Source organism: Streptococcus sp. GP0011, from assembly GCF_030546305.1.
Taxonomy (GTDB): Bacteria; Bacillota; Bacilli; order Lactobacillales; family Streptococcaceae; genus Streptococcus.
Map to the genome: position 1 here is coordinate 128,973 of NZ_JAUONR010000004.1, position 19,295 is coordinate 148,267.

General features: G+C 45.9%; 10 protein-coding genes. All 10 read left to right on the plus strand.

The window, feature by feature from the left end:
- Positions 1 to 99: 99 nt before the first annotated feature.
- The 10 genes from Q4443_RS06005 to secA2 all read left to right on the plus strand — a co-directional run bounded on the left by Q4443_RS06005 (position 100) and on the right by secA2 (position 19,283).
- Entirely contained in the window at positions 100 to 792 is a 693-nt protein-coding gene (locus Q4443_RS06005; RefSeq protein ID WP_303408204.1) for a TIGR02206 family membrane protein, read from the plus strand.
- Positions 793 to 935: 143 nt separating this feature from the next.
- Entirely contained in the window at positions 936 to 2,480 is a 1,545-nt protein-coding gene (locus tag Q4443_RS06010) for a peptide chain release factor 3 (RefSeq protein ID WP_000155105.1), read from the plus strand.
- Between the two features lie 487 nt (positions 2,481 to 2,967).
- Complete coding sequence (locus Q4443_RS06015; protein ID WP_303408205.1) at positions 2,968 to 9,384, plus strand: accessory Sec-dependent serine-rich glycoprotein adhesin; 6,417 nt, start codon at positions 2,968 to 2,970, stop codon at positions 9,382 to 9,384.
- Positions 9,385 to 9,603: 219 nt separating this feature from the next.
- Complete coding sequence (locus tag Q4443_RS06020) at positions 9,604 to 10,830, plus strand: glycosyltransferase (RefSeq protein ID WP_000711918.1); 1,227 nt, start codon at positions 9,604 to 9,606, stop codon at positions 10,828 to 10,830.
- A gap of 15 nt (positions 10,831 to 10,845) precedes the next feature.
- Entirely contained in the window at positions 10,846 to 12,075 is a 1,230-nt protein-coding gene (locus Q4443_RS06025) for a glycosyltransferase (RefSeq protein ID WP_049519375.1), read from the plus strand.
- 85 nt (positions 12,076 to 12,160) lie between these two features.
- Positions 12,161 to 13,378: an accessory Sec system protein translocase subunit SecY2 gene (gene secY2, locus Q4443_RS06030; protein ID WP_049519373.1), complete on the plus strand. Its 1,218-nt coding sequence runs from the start codon at positions 12,161 to 12,163 to the stop codon at positions 13,376 to 13,378.
- Positions 13,379 to 13,387: 9 nt separating this feature from the next.
- Positions 13,388 to 14,968: an accessory Sec system protein Asp1 gene (gene asp1, locus Q4443_RS06035; RefSeq protein WP_049519372.1), complete on the plus strand. Its 1,581-nt coding sequence runs from the start codon at positions 13,388 to 13,390 to the stop codon at positions 14,966 to 14,968.
- Positions 14,952 to 16,481, plus strand: a complete 1,530-nt coding sequence (asp2, locus tag Q4443_RS06040; RefSeq protein ID WP_049519370.1) for an accessory Sec system protein Asp2 — start codon at positions 14,952 to 14,954, stop codon at positions 16,479 to 16,481. Before asp1 ends, asp2 begins: the two co-directional genes overlap by 17 nt.
- Complete coding sequence (gene asp3, locus Q4443_RS06045; RefSeq protein WP_049519368.1) at positions 16,478 to 16,918, plus strand: accessory Sec system protein Asp3; 441 nt, start codon at positions 16,478 to 16,480, stop codon at positions 16,916 to 16,918. The genes asp2 and asp3 overlap by 4 nt, the downstream gene beginning before the upstream one ends.
- On the plus strand, positions 16,911 to 19,283 hold the full coding sequence (gene secA2, locus Q4443_RS06050; protein WP_049519367.1) for an accessory Sec system translocase SecA2: 2,373 nt from the start codon (positions 16,911 to 16,913) through the stop codon (positions 19,281 to 19,283). The genes asp3 and secA2 overlap by 8 nt, the downstream gene beginning before the upstream one ends.
- Positions 19,284 to 19,295 lie beyond the last annotated feature (12 nt).

A 19,295-nucleotide genomic window follows, 5' to 3' on the forward strand; every position in this document is an offset into this window, starting at 1 on the left:
GGGAGCCAAACTGAAAAGAAATAGAAATTGAAAAATCGCTTTTAATTCGCTATAATGGTTAAACTAGAGAATAGAAAAAATAAGAGTTAGGATAGAAATATGTTCCATCAATTTATCACCAGAACTCAGACAGTCCCTCCTCCCATTTCGCTCTTTTGGTATGGGATTATGATGCTCCTATTAGTGCTTTGTATTTATGGAGCGCTTGTTTATCACAAAAATCCGAAATTTGTCCGCTTGTTTAAGGGGATTCAGATCCTCCAGTTACTAGCCCTATATAGCTGGTATGTTGGTTTTGGGATTCCATTTTCTAATATCCTTCCATTTTACCATTGCCGTTTGGCTATGTTTGCGGTGGTTTTCTTGCCAGATAAATGGCGGAGCAAGCAATATTTTGCCCTCTTAGGAGCAAGTGGAGCGGTCTTTGCTTTGGTTTACCCTGTTTTTGACCCCTATGATTTCCCCCATATCACCAGTTTTTCATTTTTGATTGGGCACTATGCCCTTCTAGTGAATTCCTTGGTTTACTTGATGAATCACTATGACAAGACCTTGCTCAAGAAATATATGATTGTGGCCTATACCTTTATTCTCAATCTCTTTCTAGTTGGGGTTAATCAGGTAACGGGTGGAAATTATGGTTTGTTAAACAAGACACCTTTTATTCCAGATGCGCCCTTGTGGTTAAAATACCTTCTTGTGTCCGTCATCCTCTCACTGGCTCTGGTTCTCTTTGATATCTTGTTCAAGAAACGGTGGAAAAAGAGAAATCAGACACAATCTGTGCTCTAGCTTGCCTTTTCATCGGATAAGCAATTGAAAAACTCCCCAAAATCCGCTATAATTGAGAGTTGAAAGGAATGGCAAAATCCAATGTAAACATCATTCTTAGCTACTGAAACAACTAAAAATAGAAAATCAAAGAAAGAGAACTTATGACTATTCAAGAAGAAATTAAGAAACGTCGTACTTTTGCTATCATCTCCCACCCGGACGCCGGGAAAACAACCATCACTGAGCAGTTGCTCTACTTTGGGGGCGAGATTCGTGAGGCTGGTACGGTTAAAGGAAAGAAAACAGGGACTTTTGCCAAGTCTGACTGGATGGATATTGAGAAACAGCGTGGGATTTCGGTCACGTCATCAGTTATGCAGTTTGACTATGATGGCAAGCGCGTGAACATCCTCGATACACCAGGGCACGAGGACTTCTCAGAAGATACCTATCGTACCTTGATGGCGGTGGATGCTGCGGTCATGGTCGTGGACTCTGCCAAGGGTATCGAGGCCCAAACCAAGAAATTGTTTGAGGTTGTGAAGCACCGTGGCATTCCAGTCTTTACCTTTATGAACAAGCTGGACCGTGATGGTCGTGAGCCACTGGACCTCTTGCAAGAACTAGAAGAAGTCCTTGGCATTGCGAGCTATCCTATGAACTGGCCAATCGGGATGGGGAAAGCCTTTGAAGGCTTGTATGACCTTTATAACCAACGCTTGGAGCTCTATAAAGGGGATGAGCGTTTTGCCAGTCTGGAAGAAGGGGATAAGCTCTTTGGAAGCAATCCTTTCTACGCTCAGGTTAAGGACGACATCGAACTGTTGCAAGAAGCAGGAAATGAATTTTCAGAAGAAGCTATTCTTGCAGGAGAACTGACTCCGGTCTTCTTTGGTTCAGCCCTCACTAACTTTGGGGTGCAGACCTTCCTTGAGACCTTCCTTAAGTTTGCTCCAGAACCACATGGCCACAAGAAAACAGATGGCGAAATTGTGGATCCTTATGACAAGGATTTCTCAGGATTTGTCTTTAAAATCCAAGCCAACATGGACCCTCGTCACCGTGACCGTATCGCCTTTGTTCGTATCGTATCAGGTGAATTTGAGCGTGGAATGAGTGTCAATCTGCCTCGTACTGGTAAGACTGCCAAACTATCGAATGTGACTCAGTTTATGGCTGAAAGTCGTGAAAATGTGACCAATGCCGTGGCAGGTGATATTATCGGGGTTTACGATACCGGTACTTATCAGGTTGGAGATACCTTGACGGTTGGAAAAAACAAGTTTGAGTTTGAACCACTGCCAACCTTTACCCCTGAGATTTTCATGAAAGTTTCTGCTAAGAACGTTATGAAACAAAAATCCTTCCACAAGGGTATCGAACAATTGGTGCAAGAAGGAGCCATTCAGCTTTACAAGAATTACCAAACTGGTGAGTACATGCTAGGAGCTGTCGGGCAACTCCAGTTTGAAGTCTTTAAGCACCGCATGGAAGGCGAATACAATGCGGAAGTAGTCATGAGCCCGATGGGTAAAAAGACCGTTCGTTGGATCAAGCCTGAGGACTTGGATGAACGGATGTCCTCAAGCCGCAATATCTTGGCCAAAGACCGTTTCGACCAACCAGTCTTCCTCTTTGAAAATGACTTTGCCCTCCGCTGGTTTGCGGATAAGTATCCAGACGTAGAGTTGGAGGAAAAAATGTAACTCAGCACCAACAATTGGAATTAAAGTTCCTAATTGTTGGACGCTAGTCGCTATTTGGCGAACTAGCTAACTGCCTTACTAATTCATCGGCGAAAAATAATCGTTTTCGCCTCTTCGTGTCGTAGATTACGGCTATTAATTAGTATGGCATTTTGCTTAAATGCATCTTAAGAAAAGTCCTCGAATGGTTTTGATTCGTGGATTTTTTCTATATTTTGAATAAAAATTAATTCCCTGCTTAATTGGAATTATTTGCTCAAATTTTAAAGTATTTATAAATGGTTAAAAACAAATAAAATATATTAACAGAACAATAAAATAAGGATTATATTGAAAAAACAGAATAGATTTGAAATCAAGTTATTTTTGAAATCATTTTCTTTCTTTAGGACATATTATAGATATTGAATTGTCGGTATATTTGGTATATAATAAGGAGATAGTATTTTATAGGTGAATAGATCTTTTTCAAGTTGAGGGGATGAACATGTTTTTTAGACGCCAGAAGGGTGAATATAGAGAAACAGACCGTGTGACACGGTACAAATTAATCAAATCAGGGAAGCATTGGCTACGGGCCTCGACTTCCCTTTTTGGCTTATTTAAGGTGATGCGTGGAAGTGCGGATGCGAGCCAAGTAAAGACAGAAATGGTTGAAAAGCAAGGAGGTCAGAAGTTGACCGGCTTGGATGTCTTGAAAGGGATAGCAGCTACGGGTACGATTTTAGGTGGTTTTGCTGCGACGCAAACGCGTGTTTATGCCAATGATGCAGTCGCTGTTGAAAAGACTGTCGAATCAAAAGATACCCTGGCGACGAGAGATTCAGTAGTGCTAGGGACGACACAGGATCATCAAGATGCTGCTAGCTTGTCTTTGTCTACCAGTCAAAGCCAGTCATTGTCAGAATTCAATTCGCAGAGCGCCAGTCAATCTGCCTCTACGAGCCAGTCTATCAGTGCCTCAAACTCTTCTAGCGTGAGCCAGTCGATGAGCCAATCTGCTTCCACTAGTCAATCCTTGGCAAACAGTCAAAGTGTAACTGCTAGTTCAAGTGAATCCCTTGGGACACAAAATCAAGCGAATAGTAATCTGTCAGAGAGAGCTTCAGTTGGTGTTCAAAGTCAGTACCAAGCAAGTGAGTCAGCTCGGGAGACAGTGAAAGAATCACAACCTTCAAAAGAATTAAAAGCAGTTGATTTTTCTACAGAATCCTTGCCTCAAAGTCAGTCTGGTCGTGTAAAGAATGAAGGTGTGACGGCTGAATCGAGTTTCACAATGACTTCTGTAGCCTTGACAGAAAAGCAAAGTGAAGAAAAACGGAAGAAATTAGAGGCCTTGTCTGCTGAGATTGGGCAGTTTCTAGCTCAAGCTCAGGGGCTTCCAAACTCGGATGAGGCGATCACGAAGGCTAGTCTAGCGAAGAATGAGATAGCAGAAGTCTTGAAAGGGGAAGCTTCTGACCTTGCCCCTATCCTACAAAAAGCTATAGAAGCTCGAAATAGTATTGCAAATGCTGTGTTACGTGCCAAGTCTGGACTTCGTGACAGCAGAAACGGACAAGCTTTGACCCAAGCTTCAAATACCGCTAGCTTCAGAGCTGCTAGGGATACAGAGAAGCCAGAACTTCAGAAAATAACCGTTACAGGTGGCGCAGTTCTAGAAGGACAAAAATTTAAAATTTATCGAGAAGAAAATTTTTCTGGGACCATTGAGTTTACTGATAACAGTGGTCGAATTGAACATGCAAAATTTGTTCCTACTGCTGTTCCCGCGGCCTATCCGGCTACTTCAACTGTTGTCTCATTCACTACGAGTAATGGTCAAAGTATCAGTATGATTGTTCCGACAAATAAACTAGCCAAAGATGGAAATGCTACAGCATCAAATCCTTTCACCGTTTCAATCACGGGTTCTGTTGGAAAAAATCAAGCAGTAAATAGTTTGTGGACTCGTTATGTTTTCACCTATGATCAGGAAGGTAATTTTAGCGGAAATACTACTGACGTAGGTCTTGTAAAAGATTTAACAGCCAACCCTGCCGCAATTCAATTTGAAGTCCATGCTCAGTCTGAAAAGTACGAACCAGCTATCAATGCTGAGGTGAATCGAAACTTTACTCTAACGGCCAATTCAGGGACTGTTTCTGTTGGTGAAGCCAGTCAGTACATCACGAATGCTACAGGGACACCAGAATTACCTACTACAGGAATTACTAAGGGAACTAGAACAACCTATACTTGGAAATCTGGAACCAATACGAATTTGTCTGCTGGTCGGCATACTTTGACAGCGGTGGTAACTTATCCAGATGGAAGTACGGATGAAATTGACGTGAGCTTTACTGTGCGCCCTCAGACGCCAAGGATAGAGAATCAATATCTTAACGAAAAAGGTGGGCTCTCAAATCAAGCGATTACGGTAGATGGGGTTGCTCCAGATGGGACTGTTACTCTTACAATTGCAGGGGAGACGTTCACCAAACAAGCAACGGTGAGCTCGACTAGTGTAACCTTTACTGCAAATGAGCTGAAGAAGGTATATGATCGTAATGGAGGACGACTTCCTAGTGGACCGGTGACTGCAAGTACGACAGTGGATGGTTTGGTTTCAGATACATTTAATGGACAAATCACGCCAAATCAAGCGTCAATTTCAGTAAGTAATAGCCAGTCTGCCTCGGTGAGCTCGAGTGAGTCAGCCTCGGTGAGCTCGAGTCAGTCAGCGTCTGCAAGTTCGAGTCAGTCCGCTTCAGCGAGTGCGAGTCGATCAGCTTCAGTGAGCGCAAGTCAGTCTGCTTCAGTAAGTTCGAGCCAATCAGCGTCAGCGAGTGTCAGCCAATCCGCTTCAGTGAGCGCAAGTCAGTCTGCTTCAGTAAGCTCGAGTCAATCCGCATCTGCAAGTTCGAGTCAATCCGCTTCAGTGAGCGCGAGTCAGTCAACTTCAGTAAGTTCGAGCCAATCAGCATCCGTGAGCGCCAGTCAATCAGCGTCTGTAAGCACAAGCCAATCCGCTTCAGCCAGCGCGAGTCAATCGGCTTCAGTAAGCTCAAGTGAATCCGCTTCAGTCAGCTCGAGTCAATCTGCGTCGGCAAGCTTAAGCCAGTCCGCATCAGTAAGTTCTAGTCAATCCGCCTCAGTGAGCGCCAGTCAATCTGCATCAGCAAGTGCTAGTCAATCCGCTTCAGCCAGCGCGAGCCAATCCGCTTCAGTGAGTGCAAGTCAGTCAGCATCGGTAAGTTCGAGCCAATCCGCTTCAGCCAGCGCTAGTCAATCCGCTTCAGTGAGCGCAAGTGAATCTGCGTCAGCCAGCGCTAGCCAGTCCGTATCGGTGAGTGCTAGTCAATCAGCCTCAATGAGCGCTAGTCAGTCTGCATCAGTAAGTTCGAGTCAATCCGCATCCGTGAGCGCTAGCCAGTCAGCTTCAACTAGTGCTAGTCAATCAGTATCTGTAAGTTCGAGCCAATCAGCTTCAGCAAGTTCGAGTCAGTCCGCTTCAGTGAGCGCTAGCCAATCTGCATCTGCAAGCTCCAGCCAGTCAGCTTCGGTAAGCTCAAGCCAATCCGCTTCAGTAAGCTCAAGCCAGTCAGCATCTGCAAGTGCAAGTGAATCCGCTTCAGTAAGTTCGAGCCAATCCGCTTCAGTGAGTGCTAGCCAATCCGCTTCAGCGAGCGCCAGCCAGTCAGTCTCAATAAGCGCAAGTCAGTCTGCATCTGCAAGCTCGAGTCAGTCCGCTTCAGTAAGTTCGAGTCAGTCCGCATCAGTAAGCGCAAGTGAGTCAGCCTCAGCCAGCGCAAGTCAATCTGCGTCTGCAAGCTCCAGCCAGTCCGCATCAGTAAGCACAAGTGAATCGGCTTCAGTAAGTGCCAGCCAGTCCGCTTCGGTAAGTGCTAGTCAGTCAGCGTCAACGAGTGTGAGCCAATCTGCCTCAGTAAGCTCCAGCGAATCTGCTTCAGTGAGCGCCAGTCAATCAGCTTCAGTGAGCTCGAGTCAGTCTGCATCGGTAAGTTCGAGCCAATCCGCTTCAGCGAGCGCTAGTCAATCCGTCTCAGTAAGCTCAAGCCAATCCGCTTCAGTGAGCGCAAGTGAATCAGCATCAGCGAGCGCAAGTGAATCTGCTTCCGTAAGCTCTAGTCAATCCGCATCAGCGAGCGCGAGCCAGTCTGCCTCAGTAAGTTCGAGTCAGTCCGCTTCAGTGAGCGCAAGTGAATCTGCATCAGTGAGCTCGAGTCAGTCCGCGTCAGTCAGCACTAGCCAGTCAGCATCAGTGAGCTCGAGTCAATCAGCCTCAGTAAGTGCAAGTGAATCTGCATCAGCGAGCTCGAGTCAATCAGCGTCAGTGAGTGCCAGCCAATCCGCTTCATTGAGTGCCAGTCAATCAGCCTCAGTCAGCTCAAGCGAATCTGCATCAGTTAGCTCAAGTCAGTCAGCTTCATTGAGTGCAAGTGAATCCGCCTCAGCCAGCGCAAGTGAATCTGCATCAGCCAGCGCAAGTCAGTCTGCTTCAGTCAGCTCGAGTCAATCAGCGTCAGTCAGCTCAAGTGAATCAGCTTCAGCAAGTTCGAGCCAATCAGCTTCAGTGAGTGCGAGCCAGTCAGCATCTGCAAGCTCGAGCCAATCAGCCTCAGCGAGCTCCAGCCAGTCAGCTTCAGTGAGCGCAAGTCAGTCTGCTTCAGCGAGCGCTAGCCAATCAGCCTCAGTAAGTTCAAGCGAATCAGCCTCGGTAAGCTCTAGTCAATCAGCCTCAGTAAGTGCAAGTGAGTCAGCTTCAGTAAGTTCGAGCCAATCAGCCTCAGTCAGCTCAAGCCAATCAGCTTCAGTGAGCTCGAGCGAATCCGCGTCAGTAAGCTCGAGTCAATCCGCTTCAGCGAGCTCGAGCCAATCTGTATCGGTGAGCTCAAGTCAATCGGCTTCAGTGAGTGCGAGCCAGTCAGCTTCAGTGAGCGCAAGTCAATCCGCTTCATTGAGTGCTAGTCAGTCAGCTTCAGTAAGTGCCAGCCAGTCAGCGTCCGTAAGCTCAAGCGAATCCGCTTCAGTAAGTTCGAGCCAATCCGCGTCTGCAAGCTCAAGCGAATCCGCTTCATTGAGTACGAGTGAGTCAGCCTCAGTCAGCTCCAGCCAATCTGCTTCAGTGAGTTCGAGCCAATCAGCTTCAGCGAGCGCAAGTCAATCAGCCTCAGTAAGTTCAAGCGAATCAGCCTCAACGAGCGCTAGCCAATCAGCTTCAGTGAGTGCGAGCCAGTCAGCGTCCGTAAGCTCAAGCGAATCCGCTTCAGTAAGTTCGAGCCAATACGCATCATTGAGTGCCAGTCAATCCGCCTCAGTAAGTTCGAGTCAATCCGCCTCAGCGAGCTCGAGCCAATCCGCATCATTGAGTGCTAGTCAATCCGCCTCAGTAAGTGCTAGTCAGTCAGCTTCAGCGAGTTCGAGTCAGTCAGCTTCAGTAAGTGCCAGCGAATCCGCTTCAGTAAGTTCGAGCCAATCAGCATCCGTAAGCGCAAGTGAGTCAGCCTCAGTAAGTTCGAGTCAATCCGCTTCAGTCAGCTCGAGCCAGTCTGCATCATTGAGTGCAAGTCAATCTACCTCAGTAAGTTCAAGCGAATCTGCTTCAGTGAGCTCAAGCCAGTCAGCTTCAGTAAGTTCGAGTCAGTCCGCTTCAGTGAGTGCCAGCCAATCAGTGTCAGCGAGCGCAAGTGAGTCAGCTTCAGCGAGCACCAGCCAGTCAGCCTCATTGAGCGCAAGTGAATCTGCGTCAGCCAGCGCTAGTCAATCCGCTTCTGTAAGTGCGAGTGAGTCAGCTTCAGTCAGCTCGAGCCAGTCTGCATCATTGAGCTCGAGTCAATCGGCTTCAGTAAGCACAAGCGAATCTGCATCAGCCAGCGCTAGTCAATCTATTTCAGTAAGTTCGAGCCAATCCGCGTCGGTCAGCTCCAGCGAATCTGCTTCAGTGAGCTCAAGTGAGTCAGCATCTGTAAGCTCAAGCCAATCAGCCTCAGTGAGTTCGAGTGAGTCCACTTCAGTCAGCGCTAGTCAATCAGCTTCAGCAAGTGCTAGCCAGTCCGCTTCAGCGAGCACTAGTCAGTCTGTTTCAGCAAGTGCCAGCCAATCAGCGTCAGTCCGCTCGAGTGAGTCCGCATCAGTCAGCGCCAGTCAATCGGTCTCAGTGAGTGCTAGTCAGTCAGCGTCTGTAAGCTCTAGCCAGTCTGCATCAGCTAGCTCAAGTGAGTCTGTATCTGTAAGCTCGAGTGAGTCTGCTTCGGCAAGCTCCAGCCGATCTGCATCGTTGAGCGTCAGTCAATCAGTCTCAGTAAGCTCGAGTCAATCTGCATCTGCAAGTGCTAGCCAGTCTGAGTCAGTGAGCACTAGCCAGTCAGCTTCGGTAAGTTCGAGCCAGTCAGCCTCATTGAGCGCAAGTGAATCTGCGTCAGCCAGCACTAGTCAATCCGCTTCAACAAGTACTTCAACTTCTGCAAGTACGCTAGCAGACGAATTAGCATTGGAAAGTGCTTCGATCTCAACAAGTACATCAGTGAGCGAATCTATTTCAACGAGCGCATCACTCTCAGCTAGCATGTTAGCCAGTGAATCGACTCTAGAAAGTGCTTCGATTTCAGCAAGCATGTCAGCGAGCGAGTCTGCGTCGATTAGCGCTAGTCTCTCGACTTCAGATTCTATTAGTAGATCTGCGTCAGCAAGTGCTCTGGTATCTACTTCAACAAGCACCTCTCTCTCAATGGCCAGCATTGCAAGCCAAGGTCAATCCGCTTCAAGCAAGCCGAAACAAGTCTTGCCAAATACAGGAGCGTCGACTTCGGTAGCATCTGCTTTATTGGGAGCATTGGCAGCTGTGACAGGTATCGGTCTTCTTGCCAAGAAGGATCAGAATGACGATCAAGAAAGTCATTGATAAGATATAAAAATCAATGAATAAATAGTGAAATGGAAAACCTTTGAAAACATGATTTTTCAAAGGTTTTTTCTATATGTGAGAAGAGGGAAATCCTCTTTTGAGTTTGAAATAAACTAGGGGAAAAGGTATAATAGGAAGGTGAGAGAATCATCGAAAGAATCAGAACTATAGTAGTAGAAAAGTAGCCGAAAGAATGTGAAAAGAAAAGGGGACGAAATGAAAAAAGAGCTTCAAAAAGCCATTGTACTCGGTGGTGATAATGCTTATATGGACAAGATTGAGACAACAATCAAGTCAATCTGCGCCCATAACCGAGCAGTTACTTTTTATGTTTTCAATGATGATTTGCCATCTGAATGGTTTCAGCTCATGGAGAGACGTCTAGAGCCTCTAACCTCAAAAATCATCAATGTCAAGATTAGTCATCAAAGTTTGAAAGGGTATAGTTTGCCACTAGCCCACCTAAGTTATGCAACTTTCTTTCGTTATTTTATACCTCAGTATGTCAACGAAGATCTGGCCTTGTACATGGATTCGGATATTATCGTTAGATCAAACCTAGATCAACTCTTTTTAGAAGATATGGCAGACTGGCCAGTAGCTGCTGTCGCAGATGCGCTAGTTCCTAGCACTTTTAATGCAGGTGTCTTGCTAATCAATGTCGCTCTCTGGCGTCAAGAAAAGGTGACGGAGCACTTGTTGAGCTTGACAGACCAACTGCATGACCAAGTTTTTGGTGATCAGGGCGTGTTAAATCACCTCTTTGAAAGTCGTTGGAAACCTTTGCCAGCTACCTATAATTTTATGGTTGGTATGGATACGGTGGCGCGAAATTACCAGATGGATTCTTGGTATAGAGATTCTCTTGCTGTTGAGAAGACAGCTAAGATTATTCATTATACAGGGGACAAGCCTTGGTACCAAATCAACCTCAACCGTTTCAGGGAGGACTGGTGGTTTTACTACGGACTAGAGTGGTCTGATATCGTCATGAAAAAATGTGATTTTCATAAAGGATTAGCATCCTTAGTTCAAGCTCCCCGGTATGCGACCGCTATTTTTACCAATACGTGTCATATAGAGAGAATCGAACACCTAATCCAAGAACTGCCAGATGTAGAGTTCTCTATCCTAGCTCATACCAATTTTGCTCCGGAAATCATGAACTTGCAATCGCATCTGAATGTACGCCTCTATCCTTACTTTAATCCCATGAATGTCAAAAAGGTCTTGGAAAAGATTGATTTTTACTTGGATATCAATCATGAGGATGAAATTGCAAACATTATCCAAGAGGTGCAGCAAAGAGAAATCCCTATATTTTCTTTTGAGACCACTAGTCATGACTCGAGTGGTTACAGTCATGTTTACTCACCAGCAACTGTAGATCAAATGATCGAGTCTATCCGCACGCTTTTGGAATCACAGAAGCAGTCGTTGTGAACTGAAGGAAACTAAATGAAAAAAACAATTGTTCTCGCAGGAGATTATGCCTATATCCGCCAGATTGAAACAGCACTTAAGTCTCTCTGCTATCATAATAGCCATGTCAAGGTCTATATCTTTAATCAGGATATTCCCCAGGAATGGTTCCGTGCTCTCAGACCGATAGTAGAGCAAATGGGTGGTGAGTTGGTGGATGTCAAGATGCTTGGTGCCCAGTTTCAGATGAACTGGAGCAACAAACTGCCCCATATCAATCATATGACCTTTGCCCGTTACTTTATCCCTGATTTTGTCGAAGAGGACAAGGTTCTTTACTTGGACAGTGATTTGGTTGTGACAGCTGATCTGACGCCTCTCTTTGAAATGGACTTGGGAGAAAACTACCTGGCTGCTGCGCCATCTTGTTTTGGAGTTGGGGTTGGCTTTAATGCAGGTGTACTCTTGATCAATAACAAGAAATGGCGGGCAGAAGCTGTAAGAAAAAAACTTGTTGAGCTGACGGAACGGGAACACCTACATGTGAGTGAGGGAGATCAGTCCATCCTCAATATGCTCTTTCATGACAGCTACACTCCTCTGGATCAGAACTATAATTTCCAGATTGGTTTTGACAGTGGGGCTGCCTCACATGGACATGAATTTATCTTCCAGATTCCCCTAGAGCCCCTGCCAGCCATCTTGCATTTCCTCTCTCAAGACAAACCTTGGAACACTCATTCGGTTGGGCGTTTGCGTGAGGTTTGGTGGCACTATCATCTGATGGAGTGGTCTGCCATTACTGAAAAATGGCGTCAGGCTGGAATTGACTATCCAGTCACAGTCTATCAGCCGGCTATGACTTGTGTTAATTTGACCAACTCCTGGCATCTTGAGAAAATCGACTATCTGGTTCAAGCCTTGCCAGAGGTGCATTTCTACATTGCAGCCTATACAACGATGGCACCGGAACTCATGCTCTTGTCACGTTTTGAAAATGTGACTCTCTATCCCAACACCTTTCCCCTCTTGGTCGAGAAACTGATCCAGCAGACAGATGTCTACCTTGATATTAACCACGATGACAAGTTGAGTGTTGTTTATGACTATATTTCACGCTTTGAGAAACCGATCTTGACTTTTGACAATACCCAGTCGCGGGAACTGCCTGAAAGTGCCTATGCAGGTATTTTCTCAGCAGAAAGACCAGAAGAAATGGTGGCTACTTTGAAGGCTTATCTGAACGAGAAAACTCATGAAAACTGAGATAGAGATTTGAATGTGCTAAGATAAAAAGGCTGGATTGGCCCCGTGTGACAGGACAGAAAGATAAAAAGAAAAGGAGGAGCCATTGAAAGAATTTCGTTCATCGATAGCGGTAAAAAAAGGGATGCGCACCCTATTTTTGCTTTTTATTTATGTGCTCGGGAGTCGTCTGGCTCTTCCTTTTGTTAACCTCAATAGTCGGGATTTTCTCGGAGGAAGCGCAGCCTATCTGGACTTTTCAGTAGCCCTGACTGGTGGAAATCTTCGCAGCCTCTCTCTCTTTTCCATCGGGCTTTCACCTTGGATGTCAGCTATGATCTTGTGGCAGATGTTTTCCTTTTCAAAGAAACTGGGCTTAAACTCGGTTTCTTCAGAAGTCCAAGATAGACGGAAAATGTACTTGACGTTAGGGATTGCCTTGATTCAGGCCTTGGCCTTGACTACAAACCTTCCTGTCCAAGCTCCCTACAATCCCTTCTTGGTCTTTCTCCTCAATACCAGCCTTTTGGTTGCGGGGACCTTCTTCTTAGTTTGGCTGTCGGATATCAATGCGTCAATCGGAGTTGGAGGCCCAATCGTCATTTTATTGGCGAGTATGGTTGCTTCACTCCCTCAGGACATCATCCAATCGGTCCAAGTTCATAAGATCTCCCCTTGGTTGCTTTTCCTGTTGCTGATACTTGGCGTCCTCTTTACCTATCTAGTTGTTCTCTTTTACCGAGCGCGATACCGCATCCCTATCAATAAAATCGGGCTTCATTCTCGCTTTAAACGCTATTCTTATCTGGAAATCATGCTCAATCCTGCAGGTGGCATGCCTTATATGTATGTGATGAGTCTTATGGGCTTGCCTTCTTATCTCTTGCTCTTGCTTCACCATCTGGATAAGGGCAATCCGCTCTACCCTGCCATACTGGAGCAGTATGCGATGGGGAAACCCTTGTGGATCTACGCTTATATCCTGATCCTCTTTGTCTTTAGCATTGCCTTTGCCTTTGTCAATGTGAGTGGTCAACAGATCGCAGATCGGATGAAGCAATCAGGAGATTACATCTACGGAGTCTATCCGGGCGAGGATACCAGTCGCTTTATTAATCGCTTGGTTCTGCGATTTGCTCTGATAGGTGCAGTCTTTAACGTTACCTTGGCTGGACTTCCAATCTTGTTTGTCTTGAAGGATGAGAGTTTGTTAAAAGTCAGCATGATTCCTGGACTCTTTTTAATTTTGAGTGGTATGCTCTTTACGATTCATGATGAATTGCAGGCGCTCAGACTAAATGAAAGGTATCAGCCACTATTCTAGGAGGTTTTGATGTATTACTTTATCCCAGCTTGGTATGGCAAGGAGCGTCCCTGGCATGCCGATTTGATACCTTGGTATTTTTCTCATTTTAAGCTAGAATTTGATGACACCTTCAATCAGATTCGCTTGACGCAACGCCAAGGGATTCCTGCACAGGTCCTCCTTTTGTCCTATCAGCCTCATCTTCGCTATTTTCTCCATCGCCAAGGTATTTTAGAAGCACCAGTTTATTCCTTATTTGATGAATTGCAGGATTTTCATGAGATTCGACCGCAGGTCTTGCAGGTCAGAGATATTGAGTGGGAAGAGGACTGCGAGTTTGTTTACAGTCCCTTTACCATTTTAGTTTTGAGAAATGGAAAGCCCTATGCTCAGGTGGAGCATGGGATTGAAGGTTTTATCAGTACGATTCAGTATTTCAAGGAAGATGGGCTCTTGTCTGCCAACTACCTGATGGATGATCGGGGACTGGTTTCCAGTGTGATTTACTACGAAGAGGGACAGGCTCTCTACCAAGACTACCTCAATCCCAAGGGACTGTGGCAGTTTAGAGAGTACTTGCAAGATGATGGCCGTATCGAGGTCAATCCTATCTTTGCTTTTCGCTTCCAAAAAGAGGCTTACCAAGATATGGGAGAATTGATTGCTGAATTTTTTGAGAAGAAAATAGCTCAACTCCCTGAGGAAGGAGCGACCTATTTTCTGCCTGCATGTGATCAACACAATGCCTTCCTTTTAGAACGATTGCCTCACCAAACCACCAAGGTTCTCAGTCTTTTTATCGGACGAAATCCTCAAGAGCGATTATCTCAGTTGGCAGGTCTGCTGGATAAGGTGGACCTTGTTCTGGTCGACAGAGAGGACACCTTGCACTTTGCTCAGTATGTCTTTCCAAATCAAGCAACGAAGTTTCGCCATTTATCGCCTTTTGATACGCGCTTGGAGCTAGGAAAGAGTCAGACTCGGAAGGAGTCGCTCCTCTACTATCAACTGGACTTTGAGCAGGGGATAGAGGACCAAGCGCTCTATCAGGTCTTGCATTTCCTTTCTGAAAACAAGGATACGGAGCTGGTCTTTGGAGCCTTTGCTGCTAGTCAAGAAGAAATGAAACAGCTGGAAACGCGTGTTTCTGAGATAATTGCAGAGCAGTTTCAGGACCAGGAATTGGAGAAGGAAGTTGATTACCAAGGAGCTGAAAATCCACTTGAGGACAATCGCCATCAGAGCAAGCGCTATTCGTTTGTCAATATGAAGGATGAATCGGAGTTAATCAAGCAGCTGGAATTTGTTCGTTTGATTGTCGATCTGAACAGGCAACCTCTTCTTTATACCCAAATCGCGGGGATTAGTGCTGGTATCCCTCAAATCAATAGGGTCAAAACAGAGTATGTCAGCCATCAGAAGAATGGCTATCTGTTGGAAAATATAGCTGATTTTGCGCAAGCTGCCCATTACTATCTCGATAGCCTGCAGGTGTGGAATGATGCTTTGATCCATTCCATCGAAAAGATAAAGGAACACACTGGGGAGCAATTCCTGATCAAGCTAGAAAAGTGGTTGGAGGAGGTGACTCATGGAAAAGAAGTATAAGATCTTGCAAATCGGTCCAGAGGATTGGCGAGATACACTTACCCTACCAGCTCAACTTGACTGGTATCATGTTCCTCCCAACACATCGTCTGCTATCCAGAAAATCATGGATGAGAATAACCTAGATCACTTTCATGCTGTCATTCTCACGGATGGGGCTTACCTAGTAGATTTGTTGCCTTTTACATCTAGCTTGGAACCCTATACGGTTTTCTATCCAGAACAGTTTGCAAGTCAGGATGAAGATCTTCAAAATCTCATCAAACAGCACTGCATGCAAGCGATGGACCTGTCAGACCGCCAGGGCTTTGTTCGAGACCTCTCTACCTCCCTCTTTGAAGGTGGTTATGGAGACAAGCTGAGCCCAGCTACGATACGGATTCACCCGAGTTTCCAAGGCTCTGTCTCCTATCAGGGATTTGAGCATCTGGAGCTGGAAGGAGACTTTGGCAAGACCTATACCCAGCTAGCTTCTTGGGCCTATAATCAGTCTGTCCAAGCCCATTCGCCAATCGAACTCTGGCTCGAATATGAAAAGAGTGGATCAGTGGAATTGCGCTTGCGTTTGCGAAAAATCCCAGCAGGATCCGTTTCAGAGATTAGACAGGACATTCTCCTTGAGGAAGCAGACTTTGCCTCAGCAATCATCGTGGAGCAAGACTATGATGCTTATCTGAGTATTTCTCTTGAAGCGCGTGGTCAGGGAAAGGTCAACATCGGCAATCTCCACCAACGCTGGAGCCGGAAACAGTTTGGAAAGTTTGTTCTCGGAGGCAATATCCTGCATGACAAAAAACGTGAGGAAATCAACTATTTCTTTCACCCGGGGGATTTCAAGCCTCCTCTAGCAGTCTATTTCTCAGGTTACCGTCCGGCGGAAGGTTTTGAGGGTTACTGGATGATGAAGAATCTCAGATGCCCCTTTCTCCTCTTTTCGGACCCCCGATTAGAGGGTGGAGCCTTTTACCTAGGAAGTGAGGAATTGGAAGATAAGATTCAAGCAACAATCCAACACTATCTAGACTATCTAGGTTTGGATAGAAGTGACTTGATTTTATCTGGACTGTCAATGGGAACCTTCCCTGCCCTCTACTATGGGGCCCACTTTGAACCCAAAGGAATCGTAGTCGGAAAACCCTTGACCAATCTAGGAACCATCGCACAGCGGGGCCGACTAGAGGCTCCAGGAGTCTTTCCAACTAGCTTTGATGTCTTGCACCTTCAGACTGGAGGAGTGAGTCAGAAAGACATGAAGGACTTGGATCAACGTTTTTGGACCCGATTTGAACAAGCTGATTTCTCCCAGACGACCTTTGGTCTTTCTTACATGAAGGACGAGGATATGGATAGTGCTGCCTATGACCAACTAGTGGAGACTCTTTGCCAGACAGGTGCCAAGATTTTGTCCAAAGGGACAGCAGGTCGACACAATGATGACACAGGAACAAACGTTGCCTGGTTTATTCATTTTTACAAGATGATACTAGAAGAATACGGAAGAGGTGAGACATGATTATCATCAAGAGAGAGGATATTAGGTGGGGCGAGATGGGAGCTACTTATCTTTACGGTAGCCAGATCACCTATCATGCAGATGGTCATGTTACCCTGAAAAATCCTTTGCTGGCTTCAGGTGAAACCCTTAAAACCTGGTTTTCCGGTGTCAACTACCAGGCCACTAGAAGCCAGCCTAGCCTCCCTCTTCTCAAGAAAAATCACACCTATCGTCTCTCTATGAAGATGCAGGTTCAACCAGCCAATGGTCTCTATCTCAAACTGACTTTTTTAAACCGTTATGAGGAAATCATCGAGGAGAAGATTGAAAGACAATTTTCCTTTAGCTTCACCTATCCTGAAGTGGCCTACACCTATCGCCTCTCCTTGATTAGCGCAGGTTTTGAGGCTCTTGACTTTGTTTCGTTTTCTATTGAGGAGGATGCTGGTGTTTAATCGTTTGTATCAAGAAAGACAACTGAGAAAGGTCAAGAAACTTTTAAGCCAAATCAACGCCCTCAAAGAAGAGATGGCTGCCCTCAGTGATGAGGAAATGGCTGCAAAGACAGAGGAGTTTCGCCAGCGCCTTGCCCAGGGAGAAACCTTGGATGAGTTATTGGTAGAAGCCTATGCCCTTGTCCGTGAGGCCGATAAACGGGTCTTGGGTCTCTTTCCCTATGATGTGCAAGTCATGGGAGCCATTGTGATCCACCAAGGAAATGTGGCTGAGATGAATACGGGTGAAGGCAAGACCTTGACTGCAACCATGCCCCTCTACCTCAATGCCCTAACGGGTAAAGGCAGCATGCTGGTCACGACCAATGACTATCTGGCTAGACGGGACGCAAGTGAAATGGGCCCAGTCTACCAATTTTTAGGTTTAACCGTCGGTCTGCCTTTTTCAGAGGATCCAAAAGAGGACTTGACTGCTGAAGACAAAAGAAAAATCTACGCTTTAGACATCGTCTACACGACCAATAGTGTACTGGGATTTGACTATCTCAATGACAATCTTGCCTCAACTAGTGAGGGAAAATTCCTGCCTCCCTTTAACTACGTCATCATTGATGAGATCGATGATATTCTACTCGATAGTGCTCAAACTCCCTTGATTATTGCAGGTTCTCCCCGCGTCCAGTCTAACTATTATGGGATGATTGATACCCTAGTGACGACCTTGGTCCAGGGAGAAGACTACATCTACAAGGAAGAAAAAGAGCAAGTTTGGTTGACCAGAAAGGGGGCTCAGACGGTCGAAGCTTTCTTAGGAATCGATCATCTCTATAAGGAAGAGTATGCTAGTTATGTTCGGCATCTGGTCTATGCTCTCAGAGCCCATACGCTCTTTACCAAGGACAAGGACTACCTGGTTCGAGGGCAAGAAATGGTCTTGTTAGACAAGGGAACAGGGCGCTTGATGGAAATGACCAAACTTCAAGGAGGTCTCCATCAAGCCATCGAAGCCAAGGAACATGTGAAGCTCTCTCCTGAAACCAGAGCTATGGCTTCGATCACCTACCAGAGTCTCTTTAAGATGTTTCGTAAAATCTCAGGTATGACAGGAACGGGAAAGGTGGCAGAGAAAGAATTTTTCGAAACCTACCATATGGCTGTCATTCGCATCCCGACCAATCGCCCACTTAGGCGGATGGACCATCCGGACAATCTCTATGTGACCCTCCCTGAGAAAGTCTATGCCTCTCTGGAAGCAATCAAGACCTACCACGCCAAAGGCAATCCACTCCTGATCTTTGTCGGATCTGTAGAAATGTCCCAGCTTTATTCGTCCTTGCTCTTGCGAGAGGGGATTTCCCACAATGTCCTTAATGCCAATCATGTGGCGCGTGAAGCCCAGATCGTCGCAGAGTCTGGACAGATGGGGGCAGTGACCGTTGCGACTTCTATGGCCGGTCGCGGGACAGATATCAAACTCGGTCCAGGTGTTGCAGAATTGGGCGGTTTGATTGTGATCGGTACCGAGCGAATGGAGAGCCGACGAATTGACCTGCAAATCAGAGGTCGTTCTGGCCGGCAGGGTGATCCAGGTATGTCTCAATTTTTCGTGTCGCTTGAAGATGATGTGATCAAAAAGTTCGGGCCATCTTGGGTTCACGACCTGTATCAAGACTACCAAGTCGAAGATAGTAGCAATCCCATTCTACTCAAGGCTCGCAAGTACCGAAATCTCGTCAGAAAAGCCCAAGAGGCTAGTGATAGTGCCAGTCGCTCTGCACGCAGACAAACCTTAGAGTATGCGGAAAGCGTCAATATCCAGCGTCAGATGGTCTACAAAGAAAGAGATTGCTTGCTAGATGGGAGCCGTGATTTAGGGCATATCCTTGAGGGTATACTGGCAGACTATACCAAACAAATCTCAGAAAAAGCCTATAGCAGCCCCCAAGAACTCTTTCACTTTATCGTGACCAATATTAGTTTTGGGATAAGAGAATTACCAGCTGATTTGGATTTAGCTGATGCAGATCAGATTCGGGAGTTACTAGAGAAAATAATAGCCAAGGAAATTGCAGCTAAAAAGGAAGTCCTCCAACCTCACCAGCTCTATGACTCTTTTCTGAGAATATCCATGCTCAAGGCTATTGATGACAACTGGGTTGAGCAAGTCGACTATCTCCAACAGCTCAGTCTAGCAATCGGGAGCCAGTCTGCTTCTCAAAAGAACCCTATCGTGGAGTACTATCAGGAGGCCTATGCAGGCTTTGAAACCATGAAGCAACAAATTCGTACAGATATGGTACGCAATCTTCTCATGGGGATTGTGGAAGTAACGCCCAAAGGTGAGATTCTCACCCATTTTCCATAAAAAGAGGATCAT

Bases quoted from the DNA above. Each gene is read 5' to 3' on its own strand.
- asp3 (WP_049519368.1), top strand. From the start codon at position 16,478: ATGATTATCATCAAGAGAGAGGATATTAGGTGGGGCGAGATGGGAGCT.
- asp2 (WP_049519370.1), top strand. From the start codon at position 14,952: ATGGAAAAGAAGTATAAGATCTTGCAAATCGGTCCAGAGGATTGGCGA.
- Q4443_RS06015 (WP_303408205.1), top strand. From the start codon at position 2,968: ATGTTTTTTAGACGCCAGAAGGGTGAATATAGAGAAACAGACCGTGTG.
- Q4443_RS06005 (WP_303408204.1), top strand. From the start codon at position 100: ATGTTCCATCAATTTATCACCAGAACTCAGACAGTCCCTCCTCCCATT.
- asp1 (WP_049519372.1), top strand. From the start codon at position 13,388: ATGTATTACTTTATCCCAGCTTGGTATGGCAAGGAGCGTCCCTGGCAT.
- Q4443_RS06025 (WP_049519375.1), top strand. From the start codon at position 10,846: ATGAAAAAAACAATTGTTCTCGCAGGAGATTATGCCTATATCCGCCAG.
- Q4443_RS06020 (WP_000711918.1), top strand. From the start codon at position 9,604: ATGAAAAAAGAGCTTCAAAAAGCCATTGTACTCGGTGGTGATAATGCT.
- Q4443_RS06010 (WP_000155105.1), top strand. From the start codon at position 936: ATGACTATTCAAGAAGAAATTAAGAAACGTCGTACTTTTGCTATCATC.